The 12601-nt window shown below is 72.8% G+C and carries 12 protein-coding genes; 8 read left to right on the top strand and 4 right to left on the bottom strand.

The genetic code is table 11. The features are described 5' to 3' along the window. Nucleotides 1–421: 421 nt before the first annotated feature. From C593_RS0113885 to C593_RS0113855, 7 genes are read left to right on the top strand one after another with little or no spacing between them, the layout of a single operon-like run. Nucleotides 422–1408, top strand: a complete 987-nt coding sequence (locus C593_RS0113885) for an acyltransferase domain-containing protein (RefSeq protein ID WP_018847897.1) — start codon at nucleotides 422–424, stop codon at nucleotides 1406–1408. 58 nt (nucleotides 1409–1466) lie between these two features. Further along, nucleotides 1467–3317, top strand: a complete 1851-nt coding sequence (locus C593_RS0113880; protein WP_018847896.1) for an acyl-CoA dehydrogenase — start codon at nucleotides 1467–1469, stop codon at nucleotides 3315–3317. Then, a complete protein-coding gene (locus C593_RS0113875; RefSeq protein WP_037745732.1) occupies nucleotides 3314–4384 on the top strand; it encodes a ketoacyl-ACP synthase III in 1071 nt (356 codons plus the stop codon). The genes C593_RS0113880 and C593_RS0113875 overlap by 4 nt, the downstream gene beginning before the upstream one ends. Then, nucleotides 4381–5223: an SDR family oxidoreductase gene (locus tag C593_RS0113870; protein WP_018847894.1), complete on the top strand. Its 843-nt coding sequence runs from the start codon at nucleotides 4381–4383 to the stop codon at nucleotides 5221–5223. Before C593_RS0113875 ends, C593_RS0113870 begins: the two co-directional genes overlap by 4 nt. Next, nucleotides 5220–6332: a beta-ketoacyl-ACP synthase III gene (locus tag C593_RS0113865; RefSeq protein WP_018847893.1), complete on the top strand. Its 1113-nt coding sequence runs from the start codon at nucleotides 5220–5222 to the stop codon at nucleotides 6330–6332. Before C593_RS0113870 ends, C593_RS0113865 begins: the two co-directional genes overlap by 4 nt. Then, complete coding sequence (locus C593_RS0113860; RefSeq protein ID WP_018847892.1) at nucleotides 6305–6568, top strand: phosphopantetheine-binding protein; 264 nt, start codon at nucleotides 6305–6307, stop codon at nucleotides 6566–6568. The genes C593_RS0113865 and C593_RS0113860 overlap by 28 nt, the downstream gene beginning before the upstream one ends. Then, entirely contained in the window at nucleotides 6565–7779 is a 1215-nt protein-coding gene (locus C593_RS0113855) for a beta-ketoacyl-[acyl-carrier-protein] synthase family protein (protein WP_020610305.1), read from the top strand. The genes C593_RS0113860 and C593_RS0113855 overlap by 4 nt, the downstream gene beginning before the upstream one ends. A 110-nt stretch (nucleotides 7780–7889) precedes the next feature. Here the strand turns inward: C593_RS0113855 and C593_RS0113850 are convergent, their stop codons facing one another. The 4 genes from C593_RS0113850 to zapE form a co-directional block, all read right to left on the bottom strand. Further along, nucleotides 7890–8150 (bottom strand): hypothetical protein, encoded by a 261-nt coding sequence (locus C593_RS0113850; protein ID WP_018847890.1) that lies wholly within the window; start codon nucleotides 8148–8150, stop codon nucleotides 7890–7892. 190 nt (nucleotides 8151–8340) lie between these two features. Continuing rightward, entirely contained in the window at nucleotides 8341–9699 is a 1359-nt protein-coding gene (locus C593_RS0113845) for an alkaline phosphatase PhoX (RefSeq protein ID WP_018847889.1), read from the bottom strand. A 375-nt stretch (nucleotides 9700–10074) separates the two neighbouring features. Continuing rightward, a complete protein-coding gene (locus C593_RS0113840; RefSeq protein WP_018847888.1) occupies nucleotides 10075–10503 on the bottom strand; it encodes an OsmC family protein in 429 nt (142 codons plus the stop codon). 44 nt (nucleotides 10504–10547) lie between these two features. Beyond that, entirely contained in the window at nucleotides 10548–11669 is a 1122-nt protein-coding gene (gene zapE / locus C593_RS0113835; protein ID WP_486591127.1) for a cell division protein ZapE, read from the bottom strand. Here zapE and C593_RS0113830 point away from each other — a divergent pair. Next, the gene (locus C593_RS0113830) at nucleotides 11668–12549 is read left to right on the top strand and encodes a pyrimidine reductase family protein (RefSeq protein WP_037745728.1); all 882 of its coding nucleotides are present in this window, start codon (nucleotides 11668–11670) and stop codon (nucleotides 12547–12549) included. The two genes, zapE and C593_RS0113830, sit on opposite strands and share 2 nt — an antisense overlap. Nucleotides 12550–12601 lie beyond the last annotated feature (52 nt).

The following is a 12601-nucleotide window of genomic DNA, read 5'->3' as shown; positions in this document are numbered from 1 at the left end:
GGGAGTGATTCTCCTTCGCAGCACTTCGCAATCTGTGGGGTGGTGAGGTGAGGGTCAAGCTGCAAGAACGGTGTCAGAGGAGCTGCATTTCAGATGTCATCTCATTTGTTAAGTCTGCGGTAGCAGATGAGGGTGCAGGCGATGCTGGTGAAGGCTAGGAAGTGGTCGGCCTTGCGTTCGGAGCGGCGATGGAGGAGTACGCGCGATTACCGTCTTCTCCAATGGTCGACGCTCACGACCGGCGTTCAACATGCCTGTGCGTTCAACATGTTCGTCCCTTCCGAAAAGACCCGAGGGCGCGCATGGGTGAGACATCCTCACATTACGACTCCATGGAAGCCTGTGGGCAGTGCGCACAGGCAGGCCTCCCACGCGGCCGTGCGCCCCCTGCGCGCGGCCGGCATCCCAGAACGGCGGATACATGCGCACCAGCCTTGAGCCCCAGCCGGGCCGCCCGCCCAAACGATCACGCTCTGTTCACCTGTTCCCCGGACAGGGGGACTTCTCCGTCACGTCGCTCACCCGCGCCGTGCACGCCGAGGAGCACGTCCGCGAAGCCGTCCGCCTGGTGTTCCGAGAGGTGGACCCCGTTGCGGAGGAACGCGGTCTGCCGCCACTCGGCCGGTGGCTGCTGAGTTCGGATCCGCCAAGCGGGCGGGAGCTCGCCGATGCCCCTGCCGGCACCGCCCAGCTTGCGCTGTTCGGCGCCTCGGTGGCCGTGCACCGGGCGCTGTGCGTCGCGAAGGGGCCTCCCCATGCCGTCGTCGGCGTGAGCTTCGGCGAGATCGCCGCGCTGACCGCTGCTGGAGTGCTCGGCGCAGCCGACGGAGCACGGGCGGCCCATGAACTCTCCCTTGTGCTCGCGTCATGCCTTGGGGGGCTGACTCTCCTCTCCTGCTCCGCGTCGTCCGCGTTGCAGCTGCTGGACCGGGCCGAGGCCAGGGACGCCGTGGTGGCTGTGGTCAACGACGATCGCTCCGTGGTGGTCTCGGGCCCGTTGCCGGACCTGCTCCGCACCGAGAAGACGGCCACGGAAGCGGGTGTGGCTGCCGTGCGGCTGCACCTGCCCTTCTCCTCCCACCATCCCTCCCTCGTCGCTCAGGCCGACGCGTTTACCGCTTCGCTGCGCACCCTTTCCTGGTGCGAGGCACGCCTGCCCGTGTACTCCGCCGTTGCCGGACGCCGATACCTCCCGGAGGACGACCTGACACGGCGCCTGGCGGACTGCCTGGTCCGCCCCGCCGTCGTCCCCGCCGTCCTCGCTATGGCCGCGGCCGCGCACCGGCCGGACGTCCTCTTCGAGGCGGGCACCGGCCGGGCACTGGCCTGCAGCGCCCACAGGACCCTGTCCGCGGCCACCGGGCCGCACGTCCACGCGCCCCTCGCCGAACCCGACTTCGTCTGGTGAACCGATCCGCCCGGACGACTCCGCTGGGCGAACCCGCCTCCATACCGGAGAACCACTGATGAGCCTCGCGTCCCTGCCCCCGTCAGCACACGACGAACTACGACAACTCCTCCACGGCCCCTGCGACCCCTCATTCCTGTCCTCCCTGCATAAGGTCCTAGCCGCCGACCCCCGGCCCGACGCTGACCGGACCGGCAGCGCGGGCAAGTCGCTGCTGCACCGCCTCGGGCAGTTGGGCACGCTCCTCCCACCGGCCGACCGACTCCTCGACACCCCGGACCGGCTCGCCACCGTCCACGCCTGGGCCGCGGTCGCCGATCCCTCCCTCTGCCTGGCAGCCCTGGTCCATCACATGCTGTGCCTCGGTTCCATGACCCGACTCGGCTCTCCTCCGGACCCCCGCAGAGAATCGCTGCTCACGGGTCGCGCCAAGGGCGTCTACCTCATCACCGAGGCCGGCCAGGCCAACAGCCACCTCGCGACCCGGACCCGCGCCGAGTACGACCCGCGCACCGGCGACTTTGTCCTGCACACGCCAGATCCGGGAGCGGCGAAGTTTGGCAGCGCCGGCACCCTGGACGTACCACAGACGGCGGTGGTTCTCGCGCAGCTGGTCGTGGCCGGTGTGGAACGCGGGGTCTTCGCCTTCGTCGTCGATCTGACCGGTGATCACGGACCGCTGCCCGGCATCGAACTCTCCTCGCCGCTTGGACTGGGAGCCCTGCCCCTCGACTACGTCCTGGTGCGCTTCCAACACGTCCGGGTACCCCACAACGACTGGCTCGCCGACGGCGCGGCCGTCGGGGACGACGGAGCGTTCCACGACCCGGCTGGAGACAGCGAGCAACGCCTCCAGCGGACGCTGCGGGTGGGGCAGGGGCTGTGGGCGGCGATGCCCGCGGTCGCGGCCGCGACCACCCGCCAGTCGGCCGTGCAGGCCGTCAACTACGCGCGGCAACGCAGCACCCAGGGCAGGCTCGCCCCCGGCGTGCCCCTGCTCGCATACCGGACGCAGCAGCGGGCCGTTCTGGGGGCACTGGCCGACGCCTTCGCTCTGACCTGTGCCAGCGGCGGTGCCCGCGCCGTATGGTCGGACTCCCTAGCCGCCCCCGCGCCACGGGCCGGTGACGGGACCGGGGCGATGGGATTCACGCCATGGGCGGCCGTCAGCCGCCCGCTGGCCGCGTACAAAGCCGTCGCCGTCCGCACCGCCGCCCGGGTCACCCGCGACTGCCAGAGCCGGTGCGGCTTCTCCGGGCACCTGGACGTGAACCGTCTGGCCGTCTACCACGGCTTCCACCACGCCTTCGACGCGGCCGGCGGGGACAGCCGGCTCATCTTCTACGACATCGGCCGCGCCCTCGCCGAAGCCGGCTCGGCATCCGCCGGGCACACCCCCCCACCACCTCCATCGGTGGCATCCCCACGCTGGTGGCCCGCGATCGTGCGCCGCCACCAGGAAGCCCTCACCCGTGATCTGGCGGAACGCCTGCGGGCGGCGGGCCCGGACGTCACCTTCGAGGGCTGGAATCCTCTGATGGAGGACGCGGGTCTCCTCGGCGAGGTGTACGCGGACGCGCTGGTCGCCGAGGACGTGGCCCGGACGCTGGACGGGATACGCGACCGCGATCTGGCCCAGGCCCTCGGACCGCTCGCGGCCCTGCACGGCGTCACCACCGCCCGGCGCCGGGTCGGCTCCCTGCTCGCCCACGGCACGCTGCGACCGGCCGACGCCCGCGCACTGACAGCCGTCGCCGACGAACTGTGCGACGCGATCGTTCCCGTGCTGCCGCTGCTCACGGAAGTATTCGCCTACCCCGAGGACCTCGCGGCCGCGCCCCTGGCCGCCGCCGACTACAACGCCGCCCTGAGGGCCACGCTCACCTGGACCCGAGGAGACACACGATGACCGGAAAGGCCCGTATTGGCGTGCTCGGCATGGGCACCCATCTTCCCCCCACCGTGCGCACGAACACCGAGGTCGCCGGCCACGCCGGGGTGACGGCGGACTGGATCAGGGAGCGCACCGGCGTCCTCACCCGCCACGTCGCCGAGCCCGACGAGGCCGCCTCCGACCTCGCGGCCCACGCGGTCCGCGCGGCAGCCAAGGCCGCCGGCATCGACATCGCCGACATCGGGCTGCTGATCTGCGGCACCTCGACCCCCGACGAACTGGGCCCGTCGACCGCCTGTCGGATCCAGACACTGGTAGGTGCCACCTCCGCCGTTGCCCTCGACGTCAGCGCCGCCTGTTCCGGATGGCTGTTCGCCGCCAAGGTGGCACACGACTGGCTGAGCGCGGCCGGCAGCACCGGGTACGCGGTCGTCGTGGGCGTCGAGGTGTACTCGAAGTTCCTCGACCCGACCGACCGCGGCACCGCCGTGCTGTTCGCCGACGGCGCGGCCGCCACCGTCCTCGGACCGGTAGCCGGCTCCCAGGGGTTCACGGACTTCAGCCTCGGCTCCGACGGCACCCTCGCCGACCGCGTCCTCATCCCGGCCGGCGGCAGCCGCCTGCCGGCGAGCCCCGCCACTCTCGCCGAAGGCAGCCACTGCATCCACATGGACGGTCGCACCATCGGCCGGTTCATCACCGAGGTCTTCCCCCGGCTGATCACCGATGCTCTCGGCCGTAGCGGGCTAGCCATCCGGGACATCGACTGCGTCGTCGCACACCAACCGAACCCCGTGCTGCTCCGACGGATCGGCACCGACCTCGGCATCCCGGCCGAGCGACTGGTGGTCGTCGGAGACGAGGTCGGCAACATCGGCGCCGCCAGCACCCCGTACGCCCTCGCCCGGGCCGCGGTCGGCCACCGGATCCGGCCCGGCGACCGAGTCCTGCTGGCGGTCTTCGGAGCCGGCATGACCTGGGGCAGCGCCCTCCTCACCTGGAGCGGAGCGACCGCCCTGACCTCTACTGCGGTCCGGCAGCCCGCCGCCCGCCTCTACGACAACCAAGGAGCTCTGCGATGAACGCACTGGACCTGTTCCGCCTGGACGGCGCCCGCGCGCTGGTCACCGGCGCATCCCGAGGCATCGGCAAGGCCGTGGCCGAGGGCCTGGCCGATGCGGGCTGCGACCTGGTACTGACCGCCCGGACGCTGTCCGCCCTCGACGCCACCGCCCGAGCGGTCGAGGAACGGGGCCGGAAGGCCGTGGCCCTTGCGGGAGACCTCGCCCGACCGGGCACCGCGGCCGACCTGGTCGACGAAGCTGCCGAGGCACTGGGCGGGCTCGACGTCATCGTCCACAACGCCGGCACCCTCCCCACCGCGGACGACGGCAGCCCGCTGCTGGCCCCACTCCAGCACGCCCGCCAGCAGGACTGGGAGACCGTCGTCACCGTCAACCTCAACGCCACGGCCGCCCTGGCCCGCGCCGCCCACCCGCACCTGGCCGACTCGGACCGCGCCAGCCTGATCCTGATGTCCTCCGTCGCCGGGCTGGTCGGTACCCCGATGATGGAGGCGTACGCCGCCACCAAGGCGGCCCAGATCTCCCTCGCCCGCAGCCTCGCGGTCGGCTGGGCCCGCCAGGGCATCCGGGTCAACGCCCTGTGCCCCGGATGGACCCGTACGGACATGACCTCCTTCGCCAGCGCAACCGGCCCGCTGTCGGACTGGCTGACCAGCCACGTCCCGCTCGGCCGGTGGGCCGACGTGGAAGAGGTCGTCGGCAGCGCCCTGTTCCTCGCCGCCCCGGCCTCGTCCTTCGTCACCGGACACGCGCTCGTCGTCGACGGCGGCCTCGCCGTACCCGACGGCGGCCTCGCCGGACACCCCAAGCCCCCCTCCCCCTTCGCGACGACATGACGGCCACCGACCCGGCCACGGCCGTCATCACCGGAATCGGTGCCTGTCTGCCCCCGCACACCGTCGACAACGACACGGTCATCGCCCGCGGTGCGCTGGACACCGACGACACCTGGATCCGCGACCGCACCGGCATCACCCGCCGCCGGCACGCCGACCCCGGCACCAGCACCGGCGACCTGGCCGTCGGCGCCGGACGGGCCGCCCTCACCTCAGCCGCGGGCCGGCGCCCCGACCTCCTGCTCCTGGCCACCAGCACACCCGACCACCCCTGCCCGGCCACCGCCCCCGCCATCGCCCACCGCCTCGGCCTCGGTACCATCCCCGCCTTCGACCTCTCAGCCGTCTGCTCCGGCTTCCTCTACGCCCTGGCCACGGCGACCGCCATGATCCGTGCCGGCACCTGCTCCACCGTCCTCGTGATCGCCGCCGAGACCTACACCAGCATCATCGACCCGAAGGACCGGGAGACAGCACCGATCTTCGGGGACGGAGCCGGGGCCGTATTCCTGACTTCCGGCAACCCGCACGACCCCGGAGCCGTCACGGCACTCGACCTCGGAGCCGACGGAAGCGGCCAGGACCTCATCACCGTCCCGTACGGCGGCTCCCGCCACCCGCACCACCTGCCACCCCCCGAACCGGCCGCCCGCTACTTCCGCATGCAGGGCCGCACGGTCTACGCCCACGCGGTCCGGCGGATGACACAGTCCGCAACCGCCGTCCTGCGCCACGCCGGCTGGGCACCGGACAGCGTACGGGCCTTCGTCGGCCACCAGGCGAACCAGCGCATCCTGGACTCCGTCGGCGACCGTCTGGGCATCGCGCCCGCCCACCGGTTCAGCAACATCAACGAACTCGGCAACACCGCCGCAGCCTCCATTCCCCTGGTCCTCGCCGACCCCGCCGTCCACCGGGCCGTCGCTCCCGGCGCCCGGTCCCTGCTCACCGCCTTCGGCGGCGGCCTCACCTGGGCCTCCGCCACGCTGAACTGGCCCGCGGCCGTTCCCCGCTCGGAGGACCCGCCGCTCGCCCTGAACAGCACCCCCCTGTGCACCCCCGACCTCTCCAGGAGCCACCCGTGGACCACGTCTACAACCACCTCGTGACCCTGCTCACCGACAAGTTCGAGGTCGACACGGCACGGATCACCGCCGACAGCACGCTCGGCGAACTCGACCTGGACTCGCTGGCCGTGGTGGAGCTGTACGTCACCCTGCAGGAAGAGTGGAAGGTCCCGCTCGACGACTCCACCGCGAGCGCCGAACTCACCGTCGCCGACGTGGCCCAGTCGGTGACCACACTCCTCGCCCAAACCGACTCCGGACAGGGACCCGTCCAGTGAGCGGAACGATTGCCGTCACGGGAATCGGCCTGGTGACCCCCGCCGGCATCGGGACCGAACAGACCTGGAAGAGCGTGTGCGCGGGCCGGCCCACCGCCCGCTCCGACCCGGCACTCGACACCGGACCGGTGACCATGTCCTGCCGCGTCCCGCCCATGGAACCCGGCCCGGGACGCCTCTGGCGCTTCGACCCCAGCACCCGCTTCCTGCTCACCGCCGCCCACGAGGCTCTCAGCATGGCCCAACTGGACCCTGCTGCTTGGGACCCCACCCGCGTGGCCGTCGTGATCGGCACCGCGGCCGGCGGCATCGCCACTTTCGAAACCCAACACAGCAAGCTGCTCGCCAACGGCCCCGGCGCCGTCTCTCCAATGACGCTGCCCGCCTTCCTTCCCAATATGGCCGCCGGCCACCTCGCTCTCCAACTCGGCATCACCGGGCCCTCCTTGCAAACCTCCACCGCCTGCGCCTCAGGAGCCACCGCCCTCATCACCGCCTGCCTGCTCCTGCAAAGCGGCGCCTGCGACATCGCCGTTGCAGGCGGCACCGACGCCATGATCACCCCCCTGTGTGTCGCGGCCTTCGCCAAAGCAGGCGCGCTGTCCCGCCGCCACCACGACCCCGCTCACGCCTCGCGCCCCTTCGACAAGGACCGCGACGGCTTCGTCCTGGGTGAGGGCAGCGGTGTGCTCGTGCTGGAACGCGGACCGCACGCGGCTGCACGCGCCGTACCTCCACTGGCTCTGCTCGCCGGTCACGGCGCCACCAGCGACGCACACCACCCCACGGCACCGCACCCTGAGGCCGCCGGCCTCAGGGCTGCCACACTGGCGGCCCTGAGACGGGCGGAAGCGGGTGCGAACGACGTCGACCACATCAATGCCCACGGAACCAGCACCCGCCTCAACGACCGTGTGGAAGCCGCAGCAATCCGCAAGCTCTACCCCGGCAGACCACCGTCGGTCACTTCCGCCAAGGGAGTTCTGGGCCACACCATGGGTGCCGCCGGAGTTATCGAAGCAGCCCTGACCGTACTGACCGTCGCCCACGGCATCGTGCCCCCTACCGCCAACTTCACTGCACCGGACGAGAGCACCGCTGGCATCGACGTCGCGGCCGCCGTTCGCCACCATCAGCATGTCAGACTGGCCGTCAGTCACTCACTGGGCTTCGGCGGGCACAACACAGTCCTGGCCTTCGCCGCTGCATAGACACGCACCGGCCTCTGTCGCCCCATCATCGTCACCGGCATGAGGCAGCTCCAGGAGCACGACCCGGCCGGAGCTGTCTTCCGCCGCTTACGGCTCGGGGCAGAGCACTTTCAGTCACCTTGGAGGTCTCCGAGGCGGCGGCCGATCAGGGCGGTCTCCACGAGGGCGGCCTGCTTGTCCGGCGGGCCGCCGGGCGTGGCGCGGGTGTCGTACGCGGCGAGGTCGACCGTGCTGCCGGGCTTCACACGCAGCAGGTCCCCGACGCGGACCTGCCGGTCACTTCGGTGCCGCCCCGTCTGCCCGGACGCCTTCCCGGACAGCTTTCCGGATCCGGCGTCCTCGTCGCGCCGCTTCTTGCCGCCGCCCGCCATCCCGCGCCCCTCTCGGCCTGTGCCGCACCTCGTGGCGCGGCTCCCCCCGATCGTCCGCCGGGCGGGCCGGGACCGCGAGGCGGAACGTTCCCGCCCCCGGGCCGGGCCCGCCGTCCCGGCTCCGCCGCCCGCCGCCCCGGCCCGCTGAACCGGAGGCGGAGCCTCCCAGCCGAAGGCGGACCCTCCCGCGTCAGTGCCAGGGGCCGGTCACCGCGAAGGTCGTCCCGGGCCTGTAGCAGTTCACGTACATCGTCGCGTCGTCCGGCGAGAACGCGACGCCCGCGAACTCGCCCCACTCCGGCTCCTCGGGCGTGCCCGTGTTCTGCGCGTTGCGCGCCAGGGCGTACACCTCGCCGCGCTTGGTCAGGCCGTAGACGTGCTGGCCGCCGCTGCCGTCCTCGCAGACCATCAGCCCGCCGCCGGGCGCCAGGCAGATGTTGTCCGGGGACTCGCCCGGGAGCCGGACGTCCGTGTCCGGGCCGAAGACGATCACCAGGGTGAGCCGCCGCCGGTCCGGCTCGTAGCGCCAGACCTGCCCGAAGTGGTCCGCCGCCGAGCCCTCGTCGGCACGGGCGAAGCTGGAGACGAAGTAGACCGAGCGCCCGCCCCAGTAGCAGCCCTCCAGCTTCTGCGCGTGGGTGATGCCCCTGCGGCCGAAGTCCTGGTGCCGGATCGGGGTCTCGCGCGCCTGGCTGTCCGGCACCGGCACCCACTCGATCCGGTCGAAGCACGCGCCGGTCTCCCGGATGTCCGAGAGGTCCGGCACCCCGGGCACCCGCATCGCCTGGAGTTCCCCGCCGGCGCGCAGTGAGCCCGTGCCGCCGAGCGGCTTGTGCGGCAGGAAGCGGTAGAAGAGGCCGAAGGGGTGCTCGAAGGCGTCCTCGGTCTCGTAGACGATCCCGCTCGCCGGGTCGAGGGCGACCGCCTCGTGCTGGAAGCGGCCCATCGCGGTCAGCGGCACCGCGCCGGTGCGGCGCGGATCGGCGCCGTCCACCTCGAAGACGAAGCCGTGGTCCCTGGTGTAGCCGTTGGTGCCGGCCTTGTCCTCGGTCTCCTCGCAGGTCAGCCAGGTACGCCAAGGGGTGGGCCCGCCCGCGCAGTTGACGGCCGTGCCCGCGATGGCGACGCGCTCGCCGAGGACGTTGTTCCGCCCGTCCAGCTCCAGCGCGGTGCAGCCGCCCTTGCCCTCGGGGTCGTAGGTCAGCCCCTCCGCCACCGGCACCGGGATCTTCCCGTTGTGCCGGTTCTCGTGGTTGCGGACCAGATGGACCCGGCCCCGCCGGCCCGCGAAGGCGGCCATGCCGTCGTGGTTGCCGGGCACCGGCCCCTCGCCCGAGCGCAGCGGGTCGCCCTCGCGGGAGAGGACCTTGTAGCGGAAGCCCTTCGGCAGATCGAGCAGCCCGGCCGGGTCGGGGACCAGCGGGCCGTAGCCGGCGTGCCCGCGCGCGGCCGCGGTGCCCGCGAAGAGTTCGGAGAACGCGCCGGTGAAGGCGATGGACGCGCCGAGCGCTCCGGTCCCTGCGAGTACGTGGCGTCGTGTGGCGGTCATGAGTCTCAACTCCCTGTGGGGTGCCGCCCGCGTGCCGGAGGCAGTGGGGGGACGGACACGGGACGGACATCAGGAAACGTGACCCGCATGTGTGTAGCACGCACACGGCCATGACGTAACCACGCGGACGGATGTGGCCGAAGGTGTCGCCGGTACGGAACCCGCGGACCGGGGACCCGCGTTGCCCGGACCTCGCGGGCCCGGTCCGTGGGACGATCCCTGAGGCCCGCGCCCGCGAACGCCCGCGCGCCCGCCCCGGAAACGCCCGGCCCCCGGCCCGGACACACGGCCCGGGTACGCCGGTGCGGCGGCCGCTGTCCGCGACCGCCGCACCGTACCCACGTACCGCCGTACCCGCTCGGGGCGGGCGCCGCCTCAGTCCGCGAGCGAGGCGCTGAGCGTGATCGTCGTACCGGTCAGCGCCTGGCTCACCGGGCAGTTGGCCTTGGCGTCCTCGGCGGCCTTCTGGAAGCCGGCCTCGTCGAGGCCCGGGACCGAGCCCTCCACGGTGAGGTGGATGCCGGTGATGCCTTCGCCCGGCTGGAAGGTGACCTCCGCCTTGGTCTCCAGACGGGCGGGCGGGGTGCCCGCGCCGGCCAGGCCGTGCGAGAGGGCCATCGAGAAGCAGCTGGAGTGGGCCGCCGCGATCAGCTCCTCCGGGCTGGTCCTGCCGTTCGCCGCCTCGGCGCGCGAGGGCCAGGAGACCGGGTACTCGCCGACGCCGGAGGAGTCGAGGGCGACGGTGCCCTTGCCCTCCAGGAGGTTGCCTTCCCAGACGGTGTGGGCCTGGCGGGTGGTAGCCATGTTCTTCCCTTCGGGTGGTGGACGTCCCCGTGACGTCCCCCAACCTACTGCGCGATCAAGCCCTTTGCGTCCCGAGCCAGGGCGGTGAGCCGGGAGATCGCCCGGAAGTACTTCTTGCGGTAACCGCCGTTCAGCATCTCCTCGCTGAACAGCCGGTCGAACGGCAGGCCGGAGGCGAGCACCGGCACCTCGCGGTCGTAGAGGCGGTCCGCGAGGACGACCAGCCGCAGCGCCGTCGACTGGTCGGGCACCGGCCGTACGCCGGTGAGGCAGACCGCCTTCAGGTCGTCGGTCAGCGCCCCGTAGCGGCTCGGGTGGACGCGGGCCAGGTGCTCCAGCAGCTGGGGGAAGTCGTCCAGGGACGCGCCGGGGGTCGCGTACGCGGCCCGGGTCACCTGGTCGTCGGTGGCCGGGTCGGGCGCCTCGGGCAGGCCGCGGTGGCGGTAGTCCTCGCCGTCGATCCGCAGCGGCCGGAAGTGGGCGGACAGGCCCTGGATCTCGCGCAGGAAGTCGGCCGCCGCGAACCGGCCCTCGCCGAGCTTGCCGGGCAGGGTGTTCGAGGTCGCCGCGAGCGCCACGCCCGCCTCCACCAGCCGGGCCAGCAGGCTGGAGACGAGGACGGTGTCGCCGGGGTCGTCCAGCTCGAACTCGTCGATGCAGAGCAGCCGGTGGCCGCTGAGGGTGCGCACGGTCTCCTGGAAGCCGAGCGCCCCGACCAGGTTCGTCAGCTCCACGAAGGTGCCGAAGGCCTTGAGCGACGGGTCGGCCGGGGTGGCGTGCCAGAGGGAGGCGAGCAGGTGGGTCTTGCCGACGCCGTAGCCGCCGTCCAGGTAGACCCCGCGCGGCCCGGTCGGCGCGGCGGGCTTCCGGGCGAACCAGCGCCGCTTGCCGCCGCCCGAGGCGTGCGCCCCGCCGAGGCCGGCCGCGAAGCCGGAGAGGACCCGCACCGCCTCGGTCTGGCTGGGCTGCTTCGGGTCGGGGACGTAGGTGTCGAAGCGCACCGCGTCGAAGCGCGGCGGCGGCACCATCTCGGCCACCAGGCGGTCGGCGGGGACGCGCGGCTCGCGGGCGCAGAGCGAGAGCGGCGCGGCTTCGGTGGCGGCTTCGGTTATGGGGCTGGTCGGCACAGTATTCAACTGTAAGGGGCGTGTAAGACTGCTCGGCATGCGACGCCTGTTCCCTGTGACCGACCAGACATCCGAATCCGAGGGCCGGGGCGAGGGCGCCGAGCGGCCCGAGCGGCCCGAGGGGGAGTGGTCGTTCGACGCGCTGGCCGACGCCTACGCGTACCCGGCCGCCTCCGTGTACCACCCGGCCGCCTCCGGCCCGGGTGCGAGGGCGGCCGCCTCCGGCCCGGACGCGACCGCGACGGGGCCGGGAACCGGTGCCTGGCTGCGCGCCAACATGGTCTCCACCCTCGACGGCGCCGCCCAGCACGACGGCCGCTCCCAGCCCATCTCCTCCGCCGCCGACATGCGGGTCTTCGGCACCCTGCGCGCCCTCGCCGACGCGGTCGTGGTGGGCGCGGAGACCGTCCGGCAGGAGGGCTACCGGCCGGCCCGGGCCCGGGAGGCGTTCGCCGCGCGGCGGGCGGCGGCCGGGCAGGGGCCCGCCCCGGCCATCGCCGTGGTCACCGCCTCGCTGGACCTGGACTTCTCCCTCCCGCTCTTCACCGCGCCGCTGACCCCCACGCTCGTCCTCACCGGCGCGTCCGCCCCGGCGGACCGGGTGCGGGAGGCCGAGCGCGCGGGCGCGCGGGTGGTGGTCGCGGGCGACGGCGAGGGCGTGGACCCGGAGCGGGCGGTGCGCGCCCTCGCGGACCTCGGGCTGCGGCGGCTGCTGACCGAGGGCGGGCCGCGCCTGCTCGGTCAGTTCACGGCGGCGGGGGTACTGGACGAGCTGTGCCTGACCCTCTCGCCGACGATGACGGCGGGTGGCGCGCAGCGGATCGCGGGCGGCCCGTCGGTCGTCGATCCGGCCCGCTTCGCCCTCGTCTCGCTGCTGGAGGAATCCGGCTATCTGTTCACTCGCTACCGGCGCGTGTGACAAGGGCGCCACGGCAGGTGACAATCGGCGGAATTTACCGTTCCGCTTAGCT

Source organism: Streptomyces sp. CNT372 (genome assembly GCF_000377145.1).
Note: the sequence above shows the minus strand (reverse complement) of the source record. Positions and strands in the feature narration are given on the sequence as shown.

Bases quoted from the DNA above. Each gene is read 5' to 3' on its own strand.
- C593_RS0113885 (WP_018847897.1), top strand. From the start codon at position 422: ATGCGCACCAGCCTTGAGCCCCAGCCGGGCCGCCCGCCCAAACGATCA.
- C593_RS0113880 (WP_018847896.1), top strand. From the start codon at position 1,467: ATGAGCCTCGCGTCCCTGCCCCCGTCAGCACACGACGAACTACGACAA.
- C593_RS0113875 (WP_037745732.1), top strand. From the start codon at position 3,314: ATGACCGGAAAGGCCCGTATTGGCGTGCTCGGCATGGGCACCCATCTT.
- C593_RS0113870 (WP_018847894.1), top strand. From the start codon at position 4,381: ATGAACGCACTGGACCTGTTCCGCCTGGACGGCGCCCGCGCGCTGGTC.
- C593_RS0113865 (WP_018847893.1), top strand. From the start codon at position 5,220: ATGACGGCCACCGACCCGGCCACGGCCGTCATCACCGGAATCGGTGCC.
- C593_RS0113850 (WP_018847890.1), bottom strand. From the start codon at position 8,150: ATGGCGGGCGGCGGCAAGAAGCGGCGCGACGAGGACGCCGGATCCGGA.
- C593_RS0113845 (WP_018847889.1), bottom strand. From the start codon at position 9,699: ATGACCGCCACACGACGCCACGTACTCGCAGGGACCGGAGCGCTCGGC.
- C593_RS0113840 (WP_018847888.1), bottom strand. From the start codon at position 10,503: ATGGCTACCACCCGCCAGGCCCACACCGTCTGGGAAGGCAACCTCCTG.
- C593_RS0113830 (WP_037745728.1), top strand. From the start codon at position 11,668: ATGCGACGCCTGTTCCCTGTGACCGACCAGACATCCGAATCCGAGGGC.
- zapE (WP_486591127.1), bottom strand. From the start codon at position 11,669: ATGCCGAGCAGTCTTACACGCCCCTTACAGTTGAATACTGTGCCGACC.